23 protein-coding genes and 1 tRNA gene are annotated in these 26,441 nt (G+C 48.3%); 12 read left to right on the top strand and 12 right to left on the bottom strand.

Annotation, left to right across the window (positions count from 1 at the left end; all coding sequences use genetic code 11):
- Positions 1 to 356 precede the first annotated feature (356 nt).
- From AACH44_RS10040 to AACH44_RS10050, 3 genes are all read right to left on the bottom strand, one after another.
- A tRNA-Tyr gene (locus AACH44_RS10040) sits at positions 357 to 441 on the bottom strand.
- Between the two features lie 154 nt (positions 442 to 595).
- A complete protein-coding gene (gene purU, locus AACH44_RS10045; protein ID WP_005968735.1) occupies positions 596 to 1,444 on the bottom strand; it encodes a formyltetrahydrofolate deformylase in 849 nt (282 codons plus the stop codon).
- Positions 1,445 to 1,527: 83 nt separating this feature from the next.
- Positions 1,528 to 1,995, bottom strand: coding sequence for a YchJ family protein (locus tag AACH44_RS10050; RefSeq protein ID WP_261847500.1), 468 nt, complete (start codon positions 1,993 to 1,995; stop codon positions 1,528 to 1,530).
- A 132-nt stretch (positions 1,996 to 2,127) separates the two neighbouring features.
- Between AACH44_RS10050 and rssA the strand changes: the two genes are divergently transcribed.
- The 3 genes from rssA (at position 2,128) to galU (ending at position 5,280) form a co-directional block, all read left to right on the top strand.
- Positions 2,128 to 3,039, top strand: a complete 912-nt coding sequence (rssA, locus tag AACH44_RS10055) for a patatin-like phospholipase RssA (RefSeq protein WP_261847499.1) — start codon at positions 2,128 to 2,130, stop codon at positions 3,037 to 3,039.
- A gap of 113 nt (positions 3,040 to 3,152) precedes the next feature.
- On the top strand, positions 3,153 to 4,169 hold the full coding sequence (rssB, locus tag AACH44_RS10060; RefSeq protein WP_261847498.1) for a two-component system response regulator RssB: 1,017 nt from the start codon (positions 3,153 to 3,155) through the stop codon (positions 4,167 to 4,169).
- A gap of 199 nt (positions 4,170 to 4,368) precedes the next feature.
- Entirely contained in the window at positions 4,369 to 5,280 is a 912-nt protein-coding gene (galU, locus tag AACH44_RS10065) for a UTP--glucose-1-phosphate uridylyltransferase GalU (protein WP_261847497.1), read from the top strand.
- Between the two features lie 141 nt (positions 5,281 to 5,421).
- Here the strand turns inward: galU and hns are convergent, their stop codons facing one another.
- A complete protein-coding gene (gene hns / locus AACH44_RS10070; protein ID WP_261847496.1) occupies positions 5,422 to 5,829 on the bottom strand; it encodes a histone-like nucleoid-structuring protein H-NS in 408 nt (135 codons plus the stop codon).
- 394 nt (positions 5,830 to 6,223) lie between these two features.
- Here hns and AACH44_RS10075 point away from each other — a divergent pair, with 394 nt between their 5' ends.
- Positions 6,224 to 6,820 carry a thymidine kinase gene (locus AACH44_RS10075; RefSeq protein WP_137739666.1) on the top strand — a complete coding sequence of 199 codons (597 nt, stop codon included), beginning with the start codon at positions 6,224 to 6,226 and terminating at the stop codon, positions 6,818 to 6,820.
- A gap of 143 nt (positions 6,821 to 6,963) precedes the next feature.
- Here the strand turns inward: AACH44_RS10075 and adhE are convergent, their stop codons facing one another.
- Positions 6,964 to 9,639, bottom strand: a complete 2,676-nt coding sequence (gene adhE, locus AACH44_RS10080) for a bifunctional acetaldehyde-CoA/alcohol dehydrogenase (RefSeq protein WP_261847495.1) — start codon at positions 9,637 to 9,639, stop codon at positions 6,964 to 6,966.
- A gap of 1,036 nt (positions 9,640 to 10,675) precedes the next feature.
- Here adhE and oppA (AACH44_RS10085) point away from each other — a divergent pair.
- From oppA (AACH44_RS10085) to oppF, 6 genes are all read left to right on the top strand, one after another.
- Positions 10,676 to 12,274 (top strand): oligopeptide ABC transporter substrate-binding protein OppA, encoded by a 1,599-nt coding sequence (gene oppA, locus AACH44_RS10085; RefSeq protein WP_261847494.1) that lies wholly within the window; start codon positions 10,676 to 10,678, stop codon positions 12,272 to 12,274.
- A gap of 195 nt (positions 12,275 to 12,469) precedes the next feature.
- Positions 12,470 to 14,107 (top strand): oligopeptide ABC transporter substrate-binding protein OppA, encoded by a 1,638-nt coding sequence (oppA, locus tag AACH44_RS10090; protein ID WP_261847493.1) that lies wholly within the window; start codon positions 12,470 to 12,472, stop codon positions 14,105 to 14,107.
- A gap of 54 nt (positions 14,108 to 14,161) precedes the next feature.
- Complete coding sequence (gene oppB, locus AACH44_RS10095) at positions 14,162 to 15,082, top strand: oligopeptide ABC transporter permease OppB (protein ID WP_005968711.1); 921 nt, start codon at positions 14,162 to 14,164, stop codon at positions 15,080 to 15,082.
- Between the two features lie 11 nt (positions 15,083 to 15,093).
- Positions 15,094 to 16,002 carry an oligopeptide ABC transporter permease OppC gene (gene oppC / locus AACH44_RS10100; protein WP_137739669.1) on the top strand — a complete coding sequence of 303 codons (909 nt, stop codon included), beginning with the start codon at positions 15,094 to 15,096 and terminating at the stop codon, positions 16,000 to 16,002.
- A gap of 11 nt (positions 16,003 to 16,013) precedes the next feature.
- Complete coding sequence (locus tag AACH44_RS10105; protein ID WP_261847492.1) at positions 16,014 to 17,009, top strand: ABC transporter ATP-binding protein; 996 nt, start codon at positions 16,014 to 16,016, stop codon at positions 17,007 to 17,009.
- Positions 17,006 to 18,034 carry a murein tripeptide/oligopeptide ABC transporter ATP binding protein OppF gene (gene oppF / locus AACH44_RS10110; RefSeq protein WP_261847491.1) on the top strand — a complete coding sequence of 343 codons (1,029 nt, stop codon included), beginning with the start codon at positions 17,006 to 17,008 and terminating at the stop codon, positions 18,032 to 18,034. Before AACH44_RS10105 ends, oppF begins: the two co-directional genes overlap by 4 nt.
- A gap of 96 nt (positions 18,035 to 18,130) precedes the next feature.
- Here the strand turns inward: oppF and AACH44_RS10115 are convergent, their stop codons facing one another.
- The 3 genes from AACH44_RS10115 to cls all read right to left on the bottom strand — a co-directional run bounded on the left by AACH44_RS10115 (position 18,131) and on the right by cls (position 21,690).
- Positions 18,131 to 19,603 (bottom strand): IS1182 family transposase, encoded by a 1,473-nt coding sequence (locus tag AACH44_RS10115; RefSeq protein WP_338659582.1) that lies wholly within the window; start codon positions 19,601 to 19,603, stop codon positions 18,131 to 18,133.
- A 123-nt stretch (positions 19,604 to 19,726) separates the two neighbouring features.
- On the bottom strand, positions 19,727 to 20,050 hold the full coding sequence (locus tag AACH44_RS10120) for an HI1450 family dsDNA-mimic protein (RefSeq protein ID WP_005968702.1): 324 nt from the start codon (positions 20,048 to 20,050) through the stop codon (positions 19,727 to 19,729).
- 179 nt (positions 20,051 to 20,229) lie between these two features.
- Entirely contained in the window at positions 20,230 to 21,690 is a 1,461-nt protein-coding gene (gene cls / locus AACH44_RS10125; RefSeq protein WP_261849777.1) for a cardiolipin synthase, read from the bottom strand.
- A gap of 213 nt (positions 21,691 to 21,903) precedes the next feature.
- Between cls and AACH44_RS10130 the strand changes: the two genes are divergently transcribed.
- A complete protein-coding gene (locus tag AACH44_RS10130) occupies positions 21,904 to 22,080 on the top strand; it encodes a YciY family protein (RefSeq protein ID WP_133169874.1) in 177 nt (58 codons plus the stop codon).
- 75 nt (positions 22,081 to 22,155) lie between these two features.
- On the opposite strand, the gene AACH44_RS10135 is transcribed toward AACH44_RS10130, so the two are convergent.
- Both AACH44_RS10135 and AACH44_RS10140 read right to left on the bottom strand, forming a co-directional pair.
- Positions 22,156 to 23,829 carry a Tar ligand binding domain-containing protein gene (locus AACH44_RS10135; protein ID WP_261849778.1) on the bottom strand — a complete coding sequence of 558 codons (1,674 nt, stop codon included), beginning with the start codon at positions 23,827 to 23,829 and terminating at the stop codon, positions 22,156 to 22,158.
- Between the two features lie 130 nt (positions 23,830 to 23,959).
- The gene (locus AACH44_RS10140; RefSeq protein WP_338659609.1) at positions 23,960 to 24,256 is read right to left on the bottom strand and encodes a YciI family protein; all 297 of its coding nucleotides are present in this window, start codon (positions 24,254 to 24,256) and stop codon (positions 23,960 to 23,962) included.
- Positions 24,257 to 24,507: 251 nt separating this feature from the next.
- On the opposite strand from AACH44_RS10140, the gene tonB reads away from it, so the two are divergent.
- On the top strand, positions 24,508 to 25,263 hold the full coding sequence (gene tonB / locus AACH44_RS10145) for a TonB system transport protein TonB (protein ID WP_261849807.1): 756 nt from the start codon (positions 24,508 to 24,510) through the stop codon (positions 25,261 to 25,263).
- Between the two features lie 132 nt (positions 25,264 to 25,395).
- Here the strand turns inward: tonB and yciA are convergent, their stop codons facing one another.
- Together yciA and AACH44_RS10155 are read right to left on the bottom strand one after the other, a co-directional pair.
- Positions 25,396 to 25,818: an acyl-CoA thioester hydrolase YciA gene (gene yciA, locus AACH44_RS10150; RefSeq protein WP_261849808.1), complete on the bottom strand. Its 423-nt coding sequence runs from the start codon at positions 25,816 to 25,818 to the stop codon at positions 25,396 to 25,398.
- Between the two features lie 22 nt (positions 25,819 to 25,840).
- On the bottom strand, positions 25,841 to 26,407 hold the full coding sequence (locus tag AACH44_RS10155) for a septation protein A (protein ID WP_261849809.1): 567 nt from the start codon (positions 26,405 to 26,407) through the stop codon (positions 25,841 to 25,843).
- Between the last annotated feature and the right edge of the window lie 34 nt (positions 26,408 to 26,441).

The following is a 26,441-nucleotide window of genomic DNA, read 5'->3' on the forward strand; positions in this document are numbered from 1 at the left end:
TATAATAGAACTGTAGTGAACCGTATCATTACCTACAATAGATATGTCAAAAAAAGGAATTCTTTCGGAATGATAAGTATAGAAATGAAAAGACATAAATGCACAAGAAGCAATAATTCCGCCAAATTTATGATAAATATCTTCTGATGAGGTAAGTTTTTTTATAATAAAGTAAGTTGGAATGAGCATAAGAAGAGATAAAAAAATGTAAAAAAAGGCATAATAGTTCTCTGCTATTTTTTTAGTGAGGGATACAAGAAAAGGGACTTAGTCTTAGTCGAAAGTTCTCACCTTCTCCCTTGACGGAAATGTGATATTTCTGCGTTGGGATGTCATTCAGAGGTGTTACTTTGAAATGGTGGTGGGGGAAGGATTCGAACCTTCGAAGTCTGTGACGGCAGATTTACAGTCTGCTCCCTTTGGCCGCTCGGGAACCCCACCACTGGCCTTGCTGCAAGACGCTTTCGCTTCAAGCGGGGCGCATCATATCAAATGACACACCCCTGTAAAGGGCTATATATCAAAAATAAATTCGCTTGCCGTTTTTTTATTCCGTTCGGTGCATCCTTATACAAAAAGATGTCCGATCAACCGATTACAGAATAATGGTGCGGTTACCGTAGACAAAAACACGCTGCGCCAGTACGCGATATAGGGCGCGGCTGAGGACGTTTTTCTCAACGTCACGGCCTGCACGCATCATGTCATCACCCGAGTAAGTATGGTCAACGTGAATGACGTCCTGCATGATAATTGGGCCTTCATCCAGATTATCGTTGACGTAGTGTGCTGTCGCGCCAATGATTTTTACGCCGCGTTCGTAAGCCTGATGGTATGGGCGGGCACCGATAAAAGCGGGTAAGAACGAATGGTGAATATTAATCACCTGATTCGGGTAGTGCTGAACAAATGCCGGTGTCAGGACTCGCATGTATTTCGCCAGTACGACGTAATCCGGTTTGTATTGGTCGATCTGCGCGATCATCTGTTGATCGTGTTCTTCGCGCGTTAACCCTTCATGGCTAACTAAATGGAAGGGAATATCAAACCGTTCAACCAATGTCTGTAAAGTATCGTGGTTACCGATGACGGCAGCGATTTCTACATCCAGGCCGCCATAGGCGCTTTTCATCAACAGATCGCCCAGACAGTGAGCCTCTTTCGTCACCAAAACCACGATACGACGGCGGCCCGCTGCGGTTAATTCGCGGGAAGATCCTTCGGGAAGCGCGCTGTCCAGATCGGCTAACAGCGTGGTGTCGTTGAAAATCCCTTCCAACTCGGTCCGCATGAAAAAACGGCCAGTGCGATGATCAACAAACTCATTGTTTTGTACGATGTTCAATTCGTGCTTATAACAAATATTCGTAATTTTCGCGATGAGCCCTTTTGCGTCGGGGCAAATGGTTCGTAATACTTTTCTTTGTATATTTTGGGATTGCATGAGCGTGTGGATCCTGTCCGAAAACTAAAATAACGATCTTATGGTAACGCAGCGATAAAGCTACGTGGACGACTGCCGGTGTTCTATTGTCCGCAACACTTTTTGTATTTTTTGCCGGAACCACACGGGCAAGGTTCATTTCTGCCTATCTGCAAATGAACGCCGTCTATATAGTACCAGCGATCCTGCTGGCGAAGGAAGCGTGAGCGCTCTCGCATCACTTCTGTTCGCTGGCTGTCAGTTTCCGAAAGATAACGTGCGGCGAATTCCACATAGCCTTCATCAGGCGTTTTTCCAGGGGACGTTGCCAGTATAGTAAGGCCGAGCCACTGTGAATTCTGGCAGCTTGCAGCGAGCGACTCACGCCAATTATCGGGCTGGCAATCGGGATGCCACGTAGCGATAAGGTAGTCGACATCGTGTTTGACGTAAGCCGTGTAACGCGATCGCATTAACAGAACGGGGTCGGCCGCTGTTGCGGCATGCGTGAGATAGGGCTGACAGCATGCGCTATACTGCAACCCACTGCAACAGGGGCAAGATTCTGACACAACGTCTCCTGAAGAAAATTTAAGATAAAAAATGATAGATAATAAACAGATCCCTATGCAGGATACCGATATGTTACCTAAGAAGCTCTACGTGTAGCAATGTGCGCTAAAATGAAGGAGGGTGGAGCAATCATGCAGCGGAAAAAGATTGGCATAGCCTTGGGATCTGGGGCTGCGAAAGGATGGGCGCATATAGGGGTATTTAATGCGTTAACAGAGCTGGGGATCGATGTCGATGTTGTTGCGGGTTGTTCTATTGGCGCGTTGGTTGGTGCGGCGTATGCGACAAACAATTTGCCTTCCATGGATCGGTGGGTGAGGGGTTTTGGCTACTGGGACGTGATTCGGTTGATGGATCTTTCTTGGCAGCGTGGCAGTTTGTTGCGTGGCGATCGTGTTTTTAATAGTGTGAAGCATTTGTTACATACAACACAGATTGAAGACTGTGCTATTAAATACGGCGTAGTGACGACCAACCTCAGTACAGGGCGTGAACTGTGGCTGACCGAAGGTGACTTGCATCAGGCAATGCGGGCATCTTGCAGTATGCCAGGCTTGCTATCCCCGGTTCGATTTAACGATTACTGGCTGGTGGATGGTGCAGTGGTTAATCCTGTTCCCGTTTCTCTGGCGCGGGCAATGGGCGCTGATATCGTGATTGCTGTCGATCTCCAGCACGATGCTAGCCTCAATCATCAGGATCTGCTGTCGATCAAGCCAACGGCATCAGAGGCCGACATTGATATAGAAAATGTTCCGCAAGATTGGCGGAGTAGAATCCGGGAACGTTTACTGAGAGGCAGACGTCAGCCAGCAGAAAGTTCACCCACGGCGATGGAGATAATGAGCACATCGATCCAGATACTGGAAAACCGGTTAAAAATGATGCGAATGGCGGGCGATCCACCTGACGTACTGTTACAACCCAATTGTCCCCAGATCGCGACGTTAGATTTTCATCGGGCGCAGGAGGCGATCGAGGCTGGCTATAAGGCGGTGGAAAAGATGCGTGATGAATTGTTGCCGTTAGCAAAAAAAGCATAGCAAAACGTGCATGCAGTTGAGACAACAAATGAAGAAGACAGGGTGTGCCATCTATCCGGCGCATTGGCGCTAAAGAAAGTGTGATTATTCGGTGTTTGAAGTAAGGGGTACTGATGGAACAACCACTGGCGGGTAAGCATATTTTAGTCATTGATGACGAGGCCGTTTTTCGATCTGTGCTCGCTGGTTATCTGACTTCTCTTGGGGCTTCTATTCAGGAAGCGATTAATGGACTGGATGCGCTAAGTATTCTTGAACATTACCAACCCGACTTAATGATTTGCGATCTGAAGATGCCGACGATGGGAGGGATCGAGTTCCTTGAACACCTGCGTTTGAAGGATAACGACACGCCAATACTTGTCATTTCTGCAACCAGCCAAATGGCGGATATTGCTAAAGTCTTGCGTCTCGGTGTCCAAGATGTATTGCTTAAGCCTATTCGTGATTACACGCGTTTGCGTGAAGCGGTGATGTCCTGCCTCTATCCTGATATGTTCACCTCGCAACTTAATGAGATGGATCAACTGATGCAGGATATGGATTCCCTCAATCAATCGCCTGAGGCGATAAACAAACTGCTTGCTCAATTGCAACCCCCTGTTCAGCAAACGCTTGCTCGCTGCCGCGTTAACTACCGACAGTTGACGACGGCGGAACAACCGGGACTCGTGTTGGATATCGCCGCGCTTTCCGAGGATGAATTGGCATTCTATTGTCTCGATGTCACGCAGGGTGTCAATAATAATGGGACGCTGGCAGCGTTACTGCTTCGAACGTTGTTCAATGGATTACTTCAGGAGCATTTGGTCGATCAACAACATCGTTTACCGTATTTACCGACGTTATTAAAGCAGGTGAACCAACTGCTACGGCAGGCGAGTTTAGAGGGGCGTTTTCCTTTGCTTGTGGGGTATTATCATCGGCCACTGAAACAGTTGATACTTATCTCCGCCGGGCTAAACGCCACGCTAAATGTTAACGAACAGCAGGTTGTATTGAATAGCGGGATTCCGTTGGGAACACTTGAAGGAGCCTATCTCAATCAGCTTAATTATCAGTGTGGAGCATGGCAATGTCAGATATGGGGTGGTGGTGGCCGCTTACGACTTATGTTGACGACAGAATAGCCTGATAGAACGAGACGGTGCGGGTAATACCTACCTTTCGGTATTATTCTTTATTTCTTACGATGTAGGGAGTTATCTTATTTTTTATTGAACGGTAACGTTGGGACAAGCACACCCTTGTTAAAGTCGTTATACTCCATTGGTTATCTTACTTAGATAAATAAAGTTCATTATTTGAACGGTATATAAGAGGCTGTCTATGTCTAGTGTGAATAAAAAAGTAAAAAAAGCGGTCATACCGGTTGCGGGATTAGGGACGCGTATGTTGCCTGCTACCAAAGCTATCCCTAAAGAAATGCTGCCGTTGGTAGATAAACCGCTGATCCAATATGTTGTTAATGAGTGTATCGCCGCAGGGATTAATGAAATTATTTTGGTTACACACTCGTCTAAGAATTCTATTGAAAACCATTTCGATACCAGTTTTGAACTGGAAGCGATATTGGAGAAACGGGTTAAGCGTCAGCTATTGGAGGAAATTCAATCCATCTGCCCTAAACACGTTACCATCATGCAAGTACGTCAGGGATTAGCGAAAGGATTGGGCCATGCTGTATTGTGCGCGCACCCGTTAGTTGGGGATGAGCCTGTCGCGGTTATTCTGCCGGATGTGATTATTGATGAATATGAATCCGATCTGAAGAAAGATAACCTGAGCGAAATGCTGCAACGCTTCTCTACTACCGGTCACAGCCAGATTATGGTTGAGCCAGTTGAGAATGTCAGTAGCTATGGTGTGGTTGATTGCAAAGGCGTGGAATTAAAAGCAGGGGATAGCGTCCCCATGGTTGGCGTGGTTGAAAAACCTAAAGCTTCCGAAGCACCGTCTAATTTAGCCGTCGTTGGCCGTTATGTGCTTTCTGCTGATATTTGGTCCCTGTTGGAGAAAACCCCACCGGGTGCAGGTAATGAAATTCAGTTGACTGATGCCATTGCGATGTTGATGGAAAAAGAAACGGTAGAAGCGTATCACCTGAAAGGTGTAAGCCATGACTGTGGTAATAAACTCGGTTATATGCAGGCATTCGTGGAATATGGCTTACGCCATGACGGTTTAGGTCAAGATTTCGCACAATGGTTGCAGGAAACGATTGATGCAGAAGAAAAATAACAGAAGGTAATTATTGCTCTCTGTTTACGCCAAACAGAGAGTTGGCAAGACGGTAATCTATCTGTTTTTTTCTTAAAAGGCGTATCAAAGAAAAACCCCCGATGTTATCGGGGGTTTTTAGTATTCAGAGTTTATGCAAAATTACAGCAGGAAATCGTCTAAAGATTTACCTTGCTCTTCGATTGCTTTTTTGATCACTGCTGGTGTACGACCTTGGCCGGTCCAGGTTTTAACTTCGTTGTTTTCGTCAGTGTATTGATATTTTGCAGGGCGGGCAGCGCGTTTGCTTTTACCTGCAACTTTCACTGAACCTGAAGACTGTAATAATTCGTTAGGGTCAATACCATCGGCAATCAGCATATCGCGATATTGTTGCAATTTACGCGCACGTTCTTCAACTTCAGCCTGAACCTGGCTATCCTCTTCGCGGCGTTCATTAACCACGACTTCCAGTTTCTCCAGCATTTCTTCTAAAGTATCCAGGGTACATTCTCTTGCCTGGGCACGCAGAGTACGGATGTTGTTAAGAATTTTTAGTGCTTCGCTCATTGTGATAATCTCAAATTAATATTATTGGTGGCGTGTAGTGTGATAATAGAGTGCTATTTTCTTTTCTGCAATAGTCAAATTTGTAAGTTTGTTAAAAAACATCATTTTTAAAACAGAACTCACATCGTATGTTACATAAATATAAATACTTTCTGGTTATCAAAAAAATACATTTGGTATGCCGTTTTTCTACCTCAAACGACAGTAAATGGCTTATTGATGCCGTACCGTTGTTATAAGGAATGTTTATATCCTTTATCGCAATGTACCGAAACTAGCGGGCATATGGACAAAAGGTGGTCGAGGAATAGCCCATTGCGCAGCATGAAGACGAGTTGTTACAATAAGTTTTTACGACACGAAGATCATATAGCCTGCCTTTTGGAGTAGCTGAGTGGCCCAACTTTATTTTTATTATTCTGCAATGAATGCAGGGAAATCGACGGCGCTATTGCAGTCGTCATATAACTACCAGGAACGTGGGATGCGCACGCTAGTGTTCACCGCAGAAATAGATAATCGACACGGTGTGGGGATAGTCAGTTCACGGATAGGCCTTTCTTCTCCGGCATTATTGTTTAATCCGCAGACACCTTTATTTGGATTGCTGGAGAAAGAGCACCGTACCCAACCTGTAGATTGTGTATTAATTGACGAATGTCAATTTTTAACCCGTGAGCAGGTGAGTGAGCTTTCCGATGTCGTAGATCAATTAGATATCCCAGTATTGTGTTACGGATTGCGCACTGACTTTCGTGGTGATTTGTTTTCTGGGAGCCACTATTTATTGGCATGGGCTGATAAGTTGATCGAGTTAAAAACAGTCTGTCATTGTGGTCGTAAAGCCAACTGTGTATTGCGATTAGATGCGCAGGGTAATGCTGTCCATGAAGGCGAGCAGGTTGTTATTGGTGGTAATGAAAGTTATGTTTCTGTCTGCCGCAAGCATTATAAAATTGCGCTGGGATTAACCCGTAAAGAAAGCGAGTAAGGCGGCTAAATAGCTGACGACTTAGCTATTAATAACCTAGATCCTAAGACGCTCCGGCATTGAGTTCCTGTAATAAAAATACCCAACCCTAAGAGGGTTGGGTATAGCAAAAAAGATAACTTAAATCGCTAATCACCGATGTGTTAATGTGCGGCTTTCTTACCCGTTTTTGCAGCTTTTTCTACAGGTTCAACCGCTTCCGTTTTTATCTCTTCAGAGAACTTACGACCATAGTAAGTATCCAGCAGAATCTGTTTCAATTCAGAAATCAGCGGATAGCGCGGGTTAGCGCCAGTACACTGATCGTCGAACGCATCTTCTGACAACTTATCGACCTTGGCCAGGAAATCGGCTTCCTGTACGCCAGCTTCACGGATAGACGTTGGGATTCCCAACTCGGTCTTCATTTCTTCCAGCCAATTCAGCAATTTATCGATTTTCTGCGCGGTGCGATCGCTGGGTGCAGTCAGGCGCAGGTGATCGGCGACTTCAGCGTAACGACGGCGTGCTTGCGGACGGTCATACTGACTGAATGTCGTCTGTTTGGTCGGGTTGTCATTCGCGTTATAGCGAATCACGTTAGAGATCAGCAGGGCGTTAGCCAAACCGTGCGGAATATGGAACTCAGAGCCGAGTTTATGTGCCATTGAGTGACAAACGCCGAGGAAGGCGTTGGCAAACGCGATACCTGCAATTGTCGCGGCGTTGTGCACGCGCTCACGAGCAACAGGATTTTTTGCGCCATCACGGTAGCTATCTGGCAGGTTCTCTTTCAGAAGTTTCAGCGCTTGTAACGCCTGTCCGTCTGAATATTCGTTTGCCAGTACGGAAACATAGGCTTCAAGTGAGTGCGTTACGGCATCGAGCCCACCAAATGCACACAGCGATTTCGGCATGTTCATTACCAGATTGGCGTCAACAATCGCCATATCTGGCGTCAGCGCATAGTCTGCTAACGGGTACTTCTGTCCGGTTGCATCGTCGGTTACGACGGCAAACGGCGTAACTTCGGAACCCGTGCCGGATGTGGTCGTAATCGCCACCATTTTGGCTTTGACACCCATTTTCGGGAACTTGTAGATACGTTTACGGATATCCATAAAGCGCAGTGCCAGCTCTTCAAAATGCGTCGTAGGATGTTCATACATCACCCACATGATCTTGGCCGCATCCATTGGTGAGCCGCCACCCAGCGCGATAATGACATCCGGCTTGAAGGAGTGCATTTGTTCTGCGCCTTTACGCACGATGCTCAGTGTCGGATCGGCCTCAACCTCAAAGAACACTTCGGTTTCCAGTCCGTGGTGTTTCAGCACGGAAGTTACCTGATCGACATAACCATTATTGAACAGGAAACGGTCGGTCACGATAAATGCACGTTTTGCGCCATCGGAGGCGACTTCTTCAAGGGCAATTGGCAGTGAACCGCGACGGAAATAAATAGATTTGGGAAGTTTATGCCACAACATATTCTCTGCTCGCTTGGCTACCGTTTTCTTGTTGATCAAGTGTTTCGGACCGACGTTTTCGGAGATGGAGTTTCCTCCCCAAGAGCCACATCCCAGCGTCAGAGACGGGGCGAGTTTGAAGTTGTAGAGATCGCCGATACCGCCCTGAGACGCCGGTGTGTTAATCAAGATACGCGCCGTTTTCATCATATTGCCGAAATGATTTACGCGTTCTGGTTGATTGTCCTGATCGGTATACAAGCAAGATGTGTGACCGATACCACCCATTGCGACCAGTTTTTCCGCTTTAATGACGGCGTCATTGAAGTCTTTCGCACGGTACATCGCTAGCGTTGGCGACAGTTTTTCATGGGCAAACGGTTCTGATTCATCAACGGCCGTCACTTCACCGATCAGCACTTTAGTGTTCGCAGGGACGGTGATCCCCGCCATCTCTGCGATTTTCGGCGCAGGCTGGCCCACAATGTCGGCATTCAATGAACCGTTTTTCAGCAGAATACCCTGTACAGCATGGAGCTCTTTGCCTCTCAGCATGTAGCCGCCGTGGGTAGCAAAACGTTCACGCACGGCATCATAGGCGCTGTCTACCACGATAACGGACTGCTCTGACGCACAAATGACGCCGTTATCGAAAGTTTTCGACATCAGAATAGAGGCGACGGCACGCTTGATATCCGCGGTCTCGTCAATGACTACCGGCGTGTTACCTGCACCTACGCCGATGGCTGGCTTACCTGAGCTGTATGCCGCCTTCACCATGCCTGGGCCGCCAGTAGCCAGAATCAGGTTGATATCTGGGTGATGCATCAATTGGTTGGACAAGTCGACAGAAGGTTGATCAATCCAGCCAATGATATCTTTCGGTGCGCCTGCGGCAATCGCGGCTTGCAGAACGATGTCTGCGGCTTTGTTGGTGGCATTTTTTGCGCGTGGATGGGGAGAAAAAATAATCCCGTTACGGGTCTTCAGGCTGATCAACGCTTTAAATATCGCGGTAGAAGTGGGGTTGGTGGTGGGAACAATACCGCAAATCAGGCCGATAGGCTCTGCAATGGTAATCGTACCGAAGGTGTCGTCAGTAGAGAGGACGCCGCAGGTTTTTTCATCCTGATAGGCGTTATAAATGTACTCGGATGCGAAATGGTTTTTGATGACTTTATCTTCCACGATCCCCATGCCCGATTCGGCAACGGCCATTTTTGCCAGTGGGATACGGGCATCTGATGCAGCGAGTGCGGCAGCGCGGAAGATCTTGTCCACTTGTTCCTGAGTGTAAGTGGCAAATTCCTGCTGTGCTTTTCTCACTCTTTCGACCAATGCGTTAAGTTCAGCAACGTTGGTTACGGCCATAATGCTCTCCTGATAAATGTTAAACTCTTTCAGTCAATTGTTCGCCGGATAGAACAGTATAGATAAATGAGAAGGGAGCGTTTCCCTTACCTTGCTATTCTTTTCTACCTATTTCGTATCAATTGACTCAAAGAGCTTGCCAGCTACCGTTGTGGTGCGATCGCTGCTTTTTAAAATACTGTAATCGACGATATCGTTAATTTTTAAAATATTGTTTTGAAAATACGTAAAAATTAAGATTATTTGCGCACTCATTACGGTATGGAATTAGCATACCCATTTGCGGGGGCTTTTTTTGTGATCAATATCGAATTTTCTTTAAGCTGACACCATTCAGCATGATGGTATTGATAATGGCTATCATTAACAAGGTAAGGCCAGAGGCTTTCTTCTCTAACCTGGCGTGGTTGGGAGGTAGTTGTGGCGGCAACGTGGCGCACGACCTATTCGTATAAAATGTGTTCGTATAAATAACGCTTATATCTTAATCGAATGCGTTATTCTTGCACACAGTCTATAGCAGAGGAATAGCGTGCGAGTGGCGAGCCGTGTTAGTAATAAAACTGTTAAAATAATAACATTTTGCTCAGATAATGATGCAAACAGATAAGTACTCGTCATCATTTTTGTGCTGTGAAAACGATGAAATCTACTACGATGTTTTTTTGCTCAAAATCTATAAATTGTTGAATATTTAAAAATTACGTAAAATAAACATAAAAAACATTGATTATCATGTGGTTAATTATTATTTTACCATGTTGTGATGAAAATCATGTCGGACGGTGGTGAAGAAAATTAAGCAACATCAATGTAAAAATATTGGCGAATGTGTCCGCTTTTGATAGCTTCGAGTGTCGACCTGTTATTCGTTATATACTCATAAAATAATCTTATGATTTATTTGGATAATGGGCGATCTTTTCTGCTCTATGTGATGGCGATCTTTAGACATAGAGTTCGATATGGCGTTGTATCAAGACAGGGGCGTTATAAAGTGAAAATTCGCAAAACAAAACGATGCTTTGTTACTAGTATGATTGCCGCAGCAGTGATGGCGTCATGCGTGAATGTTCAGGCCGCTAATGTACCCGCTGGTGTTGAGCTGGCGAAAGAACAGGTTCTGGTGAGAAACAACGGCGCTGAAGTGTCATCGTTGGATCCACATAAAATAGAAGGTGTACCGGAATCCAACGTCGCGCGTGATTTATATGAAGGGTTGGTGATTTCCGATCCGGACGGACACCCGATTCCCGGTGTGGCAGAACGCTGGGAAAGTAGCGATTTTAAAGTCTGGACGTTCCATTTACGTAAAGACGCCAAGTGGTCAAACGGCGAGCCCGTTACCGCGCAGGATTTTGTTTATAGCTGGCAGCGACTGGCCGATCCGAAAACCGTTTCTCCTTACGCCAGTTATTTGCAATATGGTCATCTGCTGAATATCGATGACATTATCGCCAGCAAAAAATCTCCCGATACGCTGGGCGTTAAAGCACTCGACGACCATACGCTGGAAGTGACATTAAGTGAGCCGATCCCTTATTTTTATAAATTACTGAATCACTCATCTTTGTCTCCGGTAAATGAAACGGCGGTGGAGAAATTTGGTGATAAATGGACCCAGCCGGAAAATTGGGTGGGAAATGGCGCTTATCGTCTTAAGTCCTGGATCGTGAATGAGCGACTGGTGCTGGAGCGCAATACCCAATATTGGGATAACGCCAAAACCGTGATTAATCAGGTCACCTATCTGCCGATTGCGTCTGAAGTGACGGACGTTAACCGTTATCGTGCGGGGGAAATTGATGTCACCAATAATAAATTACCCATCGAGCTATTTCAGAAACTAAAAAAAGAAATCCCACAAGAAGTTAACGTCAATCCTTATCTCTGCACGTATTATTACGAAATCAATAATCAGAAACCGCCATTTAACGATGTACGGGTACGTGCGGCGCTGCGTATGGGTCTCGATCAAGACATCTTGACTAATAAAGTGAAAAATCAGGGGGATATTCCTGCCTATGGCTATATTCCTCCTTTTACTGACGGTCTGAAAGCGCATACGCCGGAATGGTTTACCTGGCCACAGGCGAAACGTAATGAAGAGGCGAAAAAACTGCTGGCAGAAGCAGGCTATACCGCAGAGAAACCGCTGACGTTTAATCTGCTCTATAACTCGTCTGATTTGCATAAAAAGATGGCGATCGCGGCGGCTTCGATCTGGAGACAGAATCTGGGCGTTGACGTGAAGTTGGAAAATCAGGAGTGGAAGACCTATCTCAGTACGCGTCATCAAGGCAATTATGACGTTGCGCGTGCCGGATGGTGTGCGGACTATAACGAACCCACCTCGTTCCTGAACAGCATGTTGTCAGGCAGCAGCAACAACACGGCGCATTATAAGAGTGCGGTGTTCGACAAGCTGATGGCGCAGGCGGTTCAGGCGAAAACGGACGATGAACGCGCACAGATTTATCAGCAGGCGGAATCTCAGTTGGATAAAGATGCGGCGATCGTACCGGTCTATTACTACGCGAATACCCGACTGGTAAAACCTTATGTCGGCGGTATTACCGGCAAAGATCCGTTGGATAATCTGCGGGTGAAGGATCTCTACATCATTAAGCATTAATCCGTCGTGATGTTATTTACGGTTTGATGCAAATGAAATGAGCGAGCAGCGATTAATTTGGTGTTTACTCTATGCTTACCCATTCCTACTCTGTGGGAATGGGCGTGGGTTGAATCGATTAATCGTTTTTTTCACAGGGTGCAATTCAGGAACCGTGTAGGTATTACTAACACGCCAACATTACAGGAGAAAATAATGACACACATCACAACTAAAAAAAGAATAGCGGCCGCTATTATCGCGGCATTGAGTAGTTCGATGGCTGTTTCTGCCTTCGCTGCGACCGTTCCCGCAGGCGTTCAGTTAGCAGAAAAACAGGAATTGGTTCGTAACAACGGTGCGGAAGTTTCTTCCCTCGATCCGCATAAAATCGAAGGTGTACCCGAATCCAACGTGTCGCGCGATCTGCTTGAAGGGTTGGTTATTTCTGATATTAACGGCAAGACCAGTCCCGGTGTAGCCGAAAGCTGGGATAACAAAGAGTTTAAAGTGTGGACATTCCACCTGCGGAAAGATGCTAAATGGTCCAATGGCGAACCGGTTACCGCACAAGATTTTGTCTACAGCTGGCAGCGTTTAGCCGATCCAAAAACGGCATCGCCTTACGCCAGCTACCTGCAATATGGTCATCTGCTCAATATCGATGACATCATCGCTGGCAAGAAATCCCCTGATACGCTGGGCGTAAAAGCGATCGACGATCATACCTTTGAGGTTACGCTGTCCGAAGCGGTGCCTTATTTCTATAAGCTGCCTGTTTACGCGGCCATGTCGCCTGTCAATAAAGCGGCGCTTGAGAAATTTGGTGATAAATGGACGCAGCCACAAAACTGGGTCGGCAATGGTGCCTACAAACTGAAAAGTTGGGTCGTGAACGAAAAATTGGTACTGGAGCGTAACCCGCAATACTGGGACAACGCGCATACCGTGATTAACCAAGTGACGTATTTGCCGATCGCGTCTGAAGTGACGGACGTTAACCGCTACCGCAGCGGTGAAATTGACATGACGTACAACAACCTGCCGATCGAACTCTTCCAAAAGCTGAAGAAAGAGATCCCGGATGAAGTGAAGGTTAACCCGTACCTGTGTACCTACTACTACGAAATTAACAACCAGAAGCCGCCATTTAACGACGTACGAGTCCGTACCGCGCTGCGTCTGGGGCTGAGCCAGGATATTCTGGCCAACAAGGTGAAAAATCAGGGTGATATTCCTGCCTATGGCTTTGTTCCTCCGTATATTGATGGCCTGAAAGCGTCAGTACCGGAGTGGTTCACCTGGTCACAGGCGAAACGTAATGAAGAAGCGAAAAAACTGCTGGCAGAAGCGGGCTATACCGCAGACAAACCGCTGACCTTGAACCTGCTGTACAACACCTCCGATCTGCATAAGAAGATGGCGATTGCAGCGGCTTCTATCTGGAAACAGAATATCGGAGTGGACGTTAAGCTGGAAAACCAGGAATGGAAAACCTTCCTCAGCACCCGTCATCAGGGAACCTATGATGTTGCACGCGCCGGATGGTGTGCAGACTACAACGAACCGTCAACGTTCCTCAATAGCATGCTGTCAGATAGCAGCAGTAACACCTCCCACTATAAGAGCAAAGAGTTTGATGCACTGGTGGCGAAGTCCTTGCAGGTGAAAACCGATGAGGAACGTGCAGACGTTTATCAGCAGGCTGAAGCTCTGCTGAATAAAGACGCGGTTACCATTCCCGTCTATTACTATGCGAATACCCGTTTGGTGAAGACGTATGTTGGGGGCTTAACAGGCAAAGATCCTCAGGATAATGTCTACGTGAAAGATCTTTATATCATCAAGCACTAATAATAATGGCTGGCGGCACGCAACGATGTCGCCAGCCTTTTATAGGTACGAGCAATGTTAAAATTTATTCTTCGCCGCTGTTTAGAGGCGATCCCAACACTATTTATCCTAATCACTATCTCATTCTTCATGATGCGATTGGCGCCCGGTAGCCCTTTTACCGGTGAACGAAATTTACCGCCGGAAGTGATGGCGAATATTGAAGCCAAATATCATCTGAACGATCCCATCCTGACGCAGTACGGTAACTATTTACTGCAATTGGTGCAGGGTGATTTTGGTCCTTCGTTTAAATACAAAGATTATTCCGTGAACGATCTGGTCGCGACGTCTTTCCCAGTTTCTGCGAAATTAGGGTTCGCCGCATTCATTCTTGCCATTGTTTTTGGTGTGAGTGCGGGGGTGATCGCTGCGCTGAATCAGAATACGAAATGGGACTATACCGTGATGGGTTTTGCCATGACGGGGGTGGTTATTCCCAGCTTTGTGGTCGCACCGCTGCTGGTACTTATTTTCGCTATTACGCTGCGTTGGTTGCCAGGAGGTGGCTGGAACGGTGGGGCACCGAAATACATCATTTTACCGATGGTGGCGCTGTCTTTGTCTTATATCGCCAGTATCGCGCGTATCACCCGAGGATCGATGATCGAGGTCTTACACTCTAACTTTATCCGCACGGCTCGCGCTAAGGGACTACCGATGCGTCGTATCGTGCTGCGCCATGCGTTAAAGCCCGCATTGCTACCGGTACTTTCCTATATGGGGCCTGCGTTTGTCGGGATCATTACTGGCTCAATGGTGATCGAAACCATCTTTGGCCTACCCGGTATCGGACAACTTTTTGTGAATGGTGCGCTGAACCGCGATTACTCACTGGTATTGAGCCTGACGATTTTAGTCGGCGGCTTAACCATTTTATTTAATGCGATCATTGACGTGCTCTACGCTGTTATCGATCCGAAAATTCGCTATTAATTGGGGGCGCTATGTTTTGGAATCGAAAAAACGTTGAAGCGTTAGAGAACTTCACCGAACAGTCTGAAATTGAAGGGCGTAGCCTGTGGCAAGATGCGCGTCTGCGTTTTATCCATAATCGTGCGGCGCTGGCTAGTCTGTTTGTTCTGGCTGTGATTACCCTTTTCGTGGTGTTTGCGCCGATGCTGTCTGCATTTGACTACGCCGATACGGATTGGGGAATGATGTCAGCCGCGCCGGATATGACGTCTGGACACTATTTCGGCACGGATTCTTCTGGCCGCGACCTGCTGGTTCGTGTTGCCATCGGTGGCCGTGTGTCGCTGATGGTCGGCGTGGCGGCAGCGCTGGTTGCCGTGATCGTCGGGACGCTGTATGGCGCAATGTCCGGCTATCTGGGGGGGAAAGTGGACTCGGTAATGATGCGTCTGCTTGAGATCCTCAACTCATTCCCCTTCATGTTCTTCGTTATTCTGCTGGTCACGTTCTTTGGGCAGAACATGCTGCTAATTTTCGTGGCTATCGGCATGGTGTCTTGGCTAGATATGGCGCGTATCGTGCGCGGCCAGACGCTGAGTCTGAAACGTAAAGAGTTCATTGAAGCGGCAATGGTTTCTGGCGTTTCCACGCGCGGTATCGTTTTACGTCACATTGTTCCTAATGTGCTCGGTGTGGTAGTGGTTTATGCCTCTCTGTTAGTACCAAGCATGATTCTGTTCGAATCCTTCCTGAGCTTCCTCGGTCTGGGAACGCAAGAGCCGTTAAGCAGTTGGGGAGCGTTGCTGAATGATGGGGCGAACTCAATGGAAGTGTCGCCGTGGTTACTGTTCTATCCGGCGGCGTTTCTGGTTGTCACGCTGTTTTGTTTTAACTTTATCGGCGATGGCCTGCGTGATGCCCTCGACCCGAAAGATCGCTGAGGAGCATCAACATGAGCAACATTGAGTTAACGGGTGCGCACGACGCGCTGCTACATGTTCAGGATCTCCGAGTCACGTTCAAGACACAAGATGGGGACGTGACGGCGGTTAACGACTTGAATTTCACGCTCAATGCCGGTGAAACACTGGGGATTGTCGGTGAGTCAGGTTCGGGTAAATCGCAGACGGCGTTTGCGTTGATGGGATTGCTGGCTCGCAATGGGCGCATTGGCGGTTCGGCGCGTTTTCGTGGCAAAGAGATTCTCAATTTACCAGAAAACCAACTGAATAAACTGCGTGCTGAAGAAATCAGTATGATTTTCCAAGACCCGATGACGTCACTGAACCCTTACATGCGCGTCGGCGAACAGTTGATGGAAGTGCTGATGCTGCATAAACGCCTGAGCAAAAATGAAGCGTTTGAAGAGTCGGTCAAAATGCTGGATGCGGTCAAAATGCCGGAAGCGCGTAAGCGAATGAAAATGTATCCGCATGAGTTTTCCGGTGGAATGCGCCAACGCGTGATGATCGCGATGGCGCTGCTGTGTCGTCCGAAATTGTTGATTGCCGATGAACCGACAACGGCATTGGATGTGACGGTTCAGGCGCAGATTATGACACTGCTGAACGAGCTGAAGCGCGAGTTTAATACTGCCATTATCATGATCACCCATGACTTAGGTGTCGTTGCGGGTATTTGTGACAAAGTGTTGGTGATGTACGCGGGGCGCACCATGGAATATGGTGTCGCGCGCGATGTCTTTTATCATCCGAGCCATCCGTATTCTGTCGGTCTGCTCAACGCCGTGCCGCGTCTGAATGCAGAAGATGAGGTGTTGGCGACCATCCCTGGTAATCCGCCTAACTTATTACTCTTACCGAAAGGGTGTCCGTTCCAGCCACGTTGCCCGTATTCAATGGATGTCTGCCACAGTGCACCTGCACTGGAGTCTTTTGGTGATGGTCGCTTGCGCGCCTGCTTTAGAGCGATTGAGGAGGTGGTATGAACCACGCGGACGAAAAAAAGGTGTTGTTAGAAGTGGACGATCTGAAAGTTCACTTTGATGTCAGAGATGATAACCAGTGGTTCTGGCAACCGCCGAAAAAACTGAAAGCGGTCGATGGCGTAACGCTGCGCCTATATGAAGGTGAAACGCTGGGCGTGGTAGGGGAGTCTGGCTGCGGTAAATCTACGCTGGCGCGTGCCATTATCGGGCTGGTAAAAGCGACTGACGGTCGCGTCACCTGGCTAGGGAAAGACCTGCTGGGCATGAGCGCCGATCAATGGCGTGCAGCACGTAGCGATATTCAGATGATATTCCAGGATCCGTTGGCGTCGCTGAATCCGCGTATGAACATTGGCGAAATTATTGCCGAACCGTTGAAAGTTTATCATCCAGAGCTTGATCGGCAGACGGTAAAAGATCGCGTGAAAGCGATGATGATGAAAGTTGGTCTGTTGCCTAGCCTGATCAACCGTTATCCGCATGAATTCTCTGGTGGTCAGTGTCAGCGTATTGGTATCGCCCGCGCGTTGATTCTGGAGCCGAAGCTGATTATCTGTGATGAACCGGTTTCCGCATTAGACGTATCGATTCAGGCACAGGTGGTTAACCTGCTGCGTCAGTTACAGCGCGAAATGCGCCTGTCGTTGATTTTTATTGCCCATGACTTATCGGTAGTGAAACACATTTCTGACCGCGTATTAGTGATGTATCTGGGTCATGCAGTAGAACTGGGAACTTACGATCAGGTCTATCAAAACCCGCAACATCCCTATACCCGCGCGTTGATGTCTGCTGTGCCGATTCCCGATCCCGATCAGGAACGCAACAAGCAGATACAGCTACTGGAAGGGGATTTACCTTCACCGATCAATCCGCCCTCCGGTTGCGTGTTTTGCACCCGTTGTCCGATTGTCGGCCCTGAGTGCTCGAAAACCCGTCCATTACTGGAAGGGAGTTTTGCGCACGCCGTGTCATGTCTGAAGGTCGATCCGCAGGCGCTGTTACCGGAAACCGAAGCGCAATAACTCGTTTACGGTTACCGATGTAAAAAAGGCGTCTCCTGTGGGAGACGCCTTCAGACTGCTGACTAACCCCACTTTTTCAGGTGGGGTTCTTCTTTTTTAGCGACCGCAGGTCGCGATCGCGATATTTTTCCACAACCTCGTCATTTGAGCTTTCTGCTTGCCCAAGGCGGCGTATTGACCTTCACAAGACCTTTTCAGCCACACATAAAGACAATAAAGAAGCGCCAGCAGCGCCATCTTCTTCATATTTTGCGCTGTGGCCGCAAGCAGGCACTGCATCTGTACTTTCGACAGTCCACGGAACCGGGCATATCGATGACCATGGTGCTGTTTCGCATCCGCGAAGCTTCTCTCCACCGTTTCTTTACGCCGGGCGTATATCTTTTTGCCCCATTTCGTCAGCCGTAACCTGTTGGCTTCCTCTTTCGATGCTTCCCAGACGTGCCGGGTTAGCGTTTTCTGCGCTTTGCTGTTCTGCGTACACTGCTGTCTCTGCTCACACCGTTGGCACACTGTCGGGTCTGAACGGTAATGTTGATAGCCGTTACGGTCTGTCGTGCTGTAGTTCAGTAACTCCTCTGCCGGGCACACATACACATCGCGCTCCTCATCGTACCTGAAGTGCTTCTTCTGGAACGCGTTCTGACCCTTGTGTGGCCGGCGATAGCCCGGAACCAACGCGATACCCATCTCCTGAGTGAGCTGGCACACCGCCGCCGTGAAGTAACCCGCGTCCACGCCCACCGCCACCGGCTCCAGACCGAAGCGTTCTACCTGCCGCTCGAGTCGCCCGATAAAGGGCTGGCTGTCGTGCACATTGCCTGGTGTCACATGGGTATCCATGATGATGCCATGCTTTCCGTCTACTGTGCGGTGGTCCAGATAGAAGAAGCCTTTCGGCTTGTTGTCCCGGTGCATAAAGCCGCTTTCCGGGTCGGTGGTGCTCACTTTGGTGTTTTTAACGGCGTCGTTTTGGGTTGCTTTTCTTGCGGCGGGCAGCGGCTTTTTTTCGCGTTGTTTCCTGTCGGCCTCCACCGCGTCATTCAGTTGCGTGAAGTATTCACTGACCCCTTCAGGGCGCAGTTCATTCACGGCTTTGCGCGGGTTGGCATCGGCTTTCAGGTGGGTGCTGTCGGTGTAGAGCACACGACCGTTTGCCATACCCTGACTCAGGGCCTGTAACACGATATGGTCAAAAATCTGCTGGAAGACATCGCTGCCGTTAAATCGACGGATACGGTTCTGGCTAAGGGTAGAGGCGTCCGGGACCTTCTCGGTCAAGCCCATGCGCAGGAACCAGCGGTAAGCGACATTGACCTGGATTTCCTTGACCAGACGGCGTTCAGAGGGGACACCGAAGAGGTAGCCCAACCGCATCATTTTAATCAGGCGAACGGGGTCGATAGCAGGCCTGCCGTTATCGGGGCAATAGAGGTGGGAAACGGCATCGCGGATAAATTCAAAATTGATGGCAGCATCGATTTTACGGACCAGATGGTCTTCTGGGACAAGTTCGTCGAGGGTGATGGTTTCAAACTGGTACTGCTGCGGGGAGAGTTCTCTGAGCATGGCGGTCAGTCCGTTTTTTGCACTAACCTTATTAGATCAAAATCCTGGCTTCACGGCCAGGACTTTGTCATCAATCTGAAGGCGTCTCCTGTGGGAGACGCCTTGCGTTTAAGCGAGAATAACTCATTCTTTCCACAGAATATGGCAAAGTTTGTGGTCTTTTTCCCGGCAAATTAGCACGCGGGCAAAAATATCAGTAATTTCTTCCCCGTCTTGTTCGGCCAGCCCAATCACGACTTCGGCAAAGAAATCAGGATTCAGGTCGAAATCAACGTGCTCGGCCCAGTCTTCAGCGGGGTCGAATAATTCAGCACCGCCGCGCTCTTCGAATTGCAGGTTGAAAAGCAAAATATCTGCCGGATCGAGATTGTCAGCAGCCAGTTCTAAGAAAATGTCGTAGGCCTGTTCCAATGCTTCGTCTTCGGTCAGGCGATTATTCAAATCCATAACGTCGTTCCTGTTGATTCCCAATAGCCTTATTAGAACATGGGAAAACGCGTATTTATAGCAGGAATGCCGATCGTCTAAGAATCGAGATACCGGGGTTACCACGGTGTGAGGCATCCCTGCGGGAACCTCATCACCGTGTTTCACCTAAATCCATGCTGAAGTGACCAACATTCTTTTTATAGAAGGGGGCTGAAAAAGTAGAACAGTCGCTCGACGATGCGTTGCCAGTAAGGGCGGTTTTGCCACTGTGCGGCGTTTAACAGCCGTGAGCGGGCAATATAATCTTCCTGTACGCAGGCTAAATCACTGCCGAACCCGGCATCGTCGATCACCAGCGTAATTTCAAAATTCAGCCACAGGCTGCGCATATCGAGATTCACTGTGCCAACCAGGCTAAGCTGCCCGTCGACCAGCACGCTTTTGGTGTGCAGCAGTCCGTCCTTGAATTGATAAATTTTTACGCCTGCGGCCAGCAATTCTGTGAAGAACGCACGGCTGGCCCAGCCGACCAGCACAGAGTCGTTCTTGTGTGGAACAATAATACTGACATCGACCCCGCGCTGGGCGGCAGTACAGATGGCGTGTAGTAGATCGTCGCTGGGTACGAAGTAGGGGGTTGTCATGATCAACTGCTTACGTGCCGAGTACACGGATGTCAGCAGCGCCTGATGAATCATCTCTTCTGGGTAACCGGGACCGGAAGCAATAACTTGAATCGTGTGGCCACTCTCTTGTTCAAACGGCATGACGTTAACATCTGGCGGCGGCGGAAGCAGACGTTTTCCCGTTTCCATTTCCCAGTCACAGCAGTAAATAATTCCCAACGTGGTCGCCACCGGACCTTCAATACGCGCCATCAGATCAATCCATTGCCCAACGCCTGCATCCTGCTTGAAGAAGCGAGGATCGACCATATTCATGCTGCCGGTATAGGCAATCCGGTTGTCGATCAGGATAATTTTACGGTGTTGTCGCAAATCCATGCGGCGCAGGAAAGCACGAAATAGATTTACTTTCAGGGCTTCGACCACTTCTATTCCGGCGGTGCGCATGAGTTCGGGATGGTGCTGGCGGAAAAATTGAACGCTGCCAGCCGAGTCCAGCAGAATACGGCAATGTACTCCGCGTCGTGCCGCTGCAATTAGGGAAGACGTAATTTGCTCGACCAGACCACCGGGTTGCCAGATATAGAACACCATCTCGATGTTGTTACGTGCGAGTTCAATATCGCGTAATAGCGCTTTAATGGTGTCATCAAATGTGGTCATCAACTGCAACTGGTTGCCTTTGACGCCACCCACGCCTTGTCGACGTTCACAAAGCTGGAATAGCGCGCTGGCGACTTCACTGTTTTCCGTCGAGAAAATACGGCGATATTCCTTTAATTCGCGTAGCCATTTAGCCGTTGATGGCCACATTTTACTGGCACGTTCAGCCCGACGTTTGCCGAGGTGGAGTTCGCCAAACGAAAGGTAAGCGACAATACCGACAAGTGGCAGAATATAAATCACCAGTAGCCAAGCCATCGCCGAAGGCACAGCCCGGCGTTTCATCAGAATACGCAAGGTCACACCCGCGATCAGCAACCAGTAGCCAAAAACCAGTAACCAACTTATTACGGTATAAAATGTCGACATAAAAGCAGCACAGTTCCCTTCTGCAAAGAATTAACAGAGTGTACGCATAGATTTATAAAAGGGGAAATGCCTTTCCTCTGAATATCCTCGTCATACTTCAAGCCACATGTCCGTTGGCTGGTCAAATTCGTTCCCGACGGATTTTTCCTTTTCTTGCCGCCACGCAGTAGGGGGTTATAATGCTCACGCGAGTGGATTAACAAGAGTCGCATCATGAAACGCAGTCGGAATGAAGTGGGCCGTTGGCGGATGTTACGTCAGGTCCAGCGTAGAAGAGGTCGTTGGTTGGAAGCGCAATCACGCACTTACCGCCATATTCGCTCTGCTCGTTATTTGCAGCAGAAGCACCAACGGCGGGCATTACTCTATGCGGTAGCCTACGAGTGGTAAGGTAGTGTGGAAAATAGCGGCCCGAAGTATGGTCGCTATTTTTTATCAATGCCATTGAGCTATTCCATCATCGGCTCATCTCATTATTGGAATGCGTTGCGCGATTTCTCCCTGGTCAATCATCTGATTAACCTCAGCTTCTATTGAGGGAAGGATAAACAATGATACCGAGGCACTGAGACGTTCCGTTTGCTCCAACAGTGAAGTGAACGTGCGCGCGGAGGCTTCAACCTGACCCGCATTCTCTCTTACCGTATCGTTCAGCGTGCTAAGTCGGGCAGTCACTTCATGAATGCTTTCATTTTGTTGGTGCGATATTTCCGAGATTTCACTCAGAAATGTGCCGGTTCCTTTTGCCGTTTGAATGATGTTATGTAGGCTGTCATTCAGCTTATTTACCAGCCGCGTTCCTGCGGTTACGCTGTTGTCTGAATCACGGATGAGCACATTAATATTCTGTGCAGAGTGACTGCTTTGCGAAGCCAGTGTGCCGACTTCTCGCGCGACAACGGCGAACCCGCGCCCCATTGCCCCAGCCCGTGCGGCTTCAATCGCGGCGTTCAAAGACAAAATGTGCGTCTGGAATGCGACGTTTTCAATCATCCCAATCGCTTCCGTCATTTCTCGCGTTCTGCCTGCGATATCTGACATCGCTGCTTTGACGTCATTCATCATCGTTTCACCCTGTGTGGCAATTTTGCTGGTGTCTTCCGCATGCAAATTGGCCTGTTGGGTATGCAGGGTATTTTGTTCCAGATGCTGGCTGAGCTGAATAACGTGTTCAGTCGTGGCTTTAAGCTCGCGGGATTGGCGGTTTGCCTGTTCGGAAAGCTGTTGGTTATCCGCAGCGACGCGATCAACCTGTGTCACCATGTGGTCAACACCCTGACGAACTTGATTGACCAAGGTAACCAGACCTTCCTGCATTTGAATGACGTTGATATTGAGCTGTTCTACTTCGCGTGTACCGAGGGTTTCTGTGTTGACCGTATGAGAAAGGTCGCCAGCAGCGATCCGTTTTAAATGGGTAATGATTTGTGTCAATGGACGAATAATGACCCGATTAACGCCTACCCACACCGCAATGGCGATCGCCAATAAGAGCCCCAAAACCGTGATAAAAATGGTTTTCGCGCGATCGAGAGAGGATAAGAATTGTTGGCCGTGCTGCTTTTGCAGGGCATCGGTATCTTGCAGATAATGTGAATACTTTTGGGTAAAATCACTTTGGTAGGCCTGAACTGGGACAGCAAAGAAAATATCGATCTGATTGGTGGCTTTTATTCCCTCGGCCAGCTCGACAAGCCCGGAATAAAGCTGGTTGTAACTTTTTTTCAAATCGACAAAGGCGGGTGTGTCTGCTTCATCCGTCGTGGCTGTTTCCAGTAACTGGTAGTGCGCTTGCGCCTGTTTTAGAGAGACTTCTGCTTCATCCATCAGGCTATGCCAGCTGCCTTCAGAGCCTGTTTCCTTGTCTACCAACAAATAAATACCCGCGCGGTTGAGTTTGTCGCTGGCATTCATCACTTCCATCCGTGCTTTATCCATTACCGCTTGTTGCTGGCGAAGGCTCTCGTTCGCGGAAATATCCTGTCTAACCTGAGTCATCGTTTGAGAAATGACGCCAATAGAAACCAACTGTAGTAAAGAAAATAGCCCAATGATCAATAACAATCCGGCGAGAATACTTAGGCGATGACGGCGGCGGATAGTAGCAATTCCGTTTCGCAAAATCGCAGGCATTAACATGATTGTTGACTCTCTATAGTGGAATAGCGGTCAAATTATCACGGTTAAATGACTAAAATATTTCAGCTTTTGGTGAAGCGGTAAGAGGCCATGATTTTTTCTCCGATCATGACCTATATCAACGGATCCCTTAAAACACTTTTTTAAATGGTTTCACACTGACGTGTTTGTAGACATCGGCTGTGATGTAAGGGTCAGCATTGGCCCATGCCGTAGCGTCATCCAGCGATGCGAATTCGGCGATAATGACAGAACCGCTAAAACCAGCCTGACCGGGATCGTCGCTGTCGATAGCAGGTAACGGGCCAGCAGTAATCAGCCGACCCTGATCGCGTAATACCTGTAAACGGGCAAGATGGTCTGGTCTGACTGACAGACGTTTCGCTAGGGAATCAACATTATCTTCGGCATAAATGACATAGAGCATAGTGGCCTCACGGGTAGGAAGGTAAATTCTCGCGTTCGGGATTCCGGGTAAGGTTTCCCAACGACCAAACACTATCGGGTAAGAGAAACGTGTTTCTACCATCATACGTGATGTTGTTCGAGGACAATAGGTTGATTTACCAGAGTAATCCCCCCACGATTTCTGTTTTTTTTACAATTCCATGGGTTGTTATTGAATATGATTGCTATTTGCATTTAAACTTGGGCGGCATAAGAGGATAAAGACAGACTATGCCGCAAAAAAAATTTTTTTTGACTCGTCGTTACTCATGGCCATTTATACTTTCAGTTGGTTTCCACGGTTCACTGATTGCAGGTTTGCTGTACGCTTCGTTTAATAATTCAATCGAATTACCGCAAGAGTCTAAACCTATCAGTGTAGTGATGGTAAACCCTGCGGCCTACGAAGCGGCACCGGCTGCAAAATCTGCCCCGGAACCCGAACCAGTGAAACAGCCAGAACCAGAGCCGGAACCTATTCCAGAGCCGGAGCCAGTGCCACCGCCGGTAGCTATACCGTTACCCGAACCAAAGCCCAAGCCGCAACCGGAGCCTAAGCCTAAGCCCGTGAAGAAGGTTGAGCAGCCGAAACCCGTTAAACGTGAACCGACTGTTGAAAAACAGCCGCCTTCGCCGTTTACCAGCGAAGAGCCGACGCGCAATGTCAATAATGCACCAGTGAAGCAAGCACCCGCTCCGGCAGCAAGCTCACAGTCGAGTGGGCCGCGTCCGCTGAGCCGCGCGCAGCCACAGTATCCAGCCCGTGCGTTTTCTTTACGCGTAGAAGGGCGCGTGAAAATGCAGTTTGATGTGGATGAGTCTGGGCGCGTTGACAACGTTCGGGTACTTTCTGCTGAACCGCGCAATATGTTCGAGCGCGACATCAAACAGGCGATGCGAAAATGGCGTTACGAAGCAAGTAAGCCGGGTAAAGATCTGGTTGTGACCATCGTGTTTAAAATTGACGGTGGGGCAGCGGTCGAATAATACGTGGCAATACATAAAAAGAAACGGGGCATCGTCTTTGATTGGCGATGCCCCGTTTTCGTGAGTTCGATATAGCGTCAATGAATCAGGGCTGGCAGCATCGTGTTGATGCAGCAAGCGTTCAGTCTTGTGTTACTCGCTTGGTGTGAAGTTGCTCTTACCCGCTGGCAGCTCACGTGGATGGCCTTCTTCATCGACGGCGACGTAGGTAAATAACGCTTCGGTGGCCCGATAGCGCTGACCAATCGGCTCAGACGAGACTTTCTTTACCCATACTTCAATGTTAACGTTGATAGAACTACGGCCTGTGCGTAAGCAACGCGCATAGCAGCAAACCACATCGCCGACGGCAACCGGTTTTAGGAATGACATCCCATCAACCCGTACAGTAACGACACGCCCTTCGGCGATTTCCTTCGCTAAAATGGCGCCGCCGATGTCCATTTGCGACATTAACCAGCCGCCAAAAATATCCCCGTTCGCATTGGTATCGGCTGGCATTGCTAGCGTACGGAGAACCAGTTCACCCTGTGGTAACACGTTTTGTGTGCTCATTGCGTATGCCTCGGTTTAGCGATTACTGTTGCTCGCTTTTTTCTTCTTCTGATTTCGCTTGGTCGTTAGGTAAGTGGCGATAAATATAAACGCCACAAACCAGCGTAAATAGTAGCGTTACACCGGTTAGCCCAAAGACTTTGAAATTTACCCAAACGCTTTGCGGTAGCCAGAAAGCAACATAAATGTTAACTAATCCGCACACCAGAAAGAACATGGCCCAGGCAAAATTCAGTTTCCCCCAGACAGGCTGCGGTAAGGTCAACTCTTTACCCAGCATCTTCTGGATCAGTGTCTGTTTCATGACAAACTGGCTAACCAGCAGAGCAATGGCAAACAAGGCGTAGATGATGGTCACTTTCCACTTAATAAACAGATCATTATGGAACACTAGCGTTAGTGAACCAAAAACGACGACCATCGCAAAGGTGACCAGCGTCATTTTCTCTATTTTACGGTATATCACCCAGGTGACTGCGAGTGACAGCGCCGTTGCCGCAATCAGCGCACCCGATGCGATATAGATGTCATAAAGTTTATAGGCCGCAAAAAAAACGACCAACGGTATAAAATCAAGAAGTTGCTTCATTATGTCAATCCATCACTCAACTGTGTCGTAATCA

The organism is Pectobacterium araliae (assembly GCF_037076465.1).
GTDB lineage: Bacteria > Pseudomonadota > Gammaproteobacteria > Enterobacterales > Enterobacteriaceae > Pectobacterium > Pectobacterium araliae.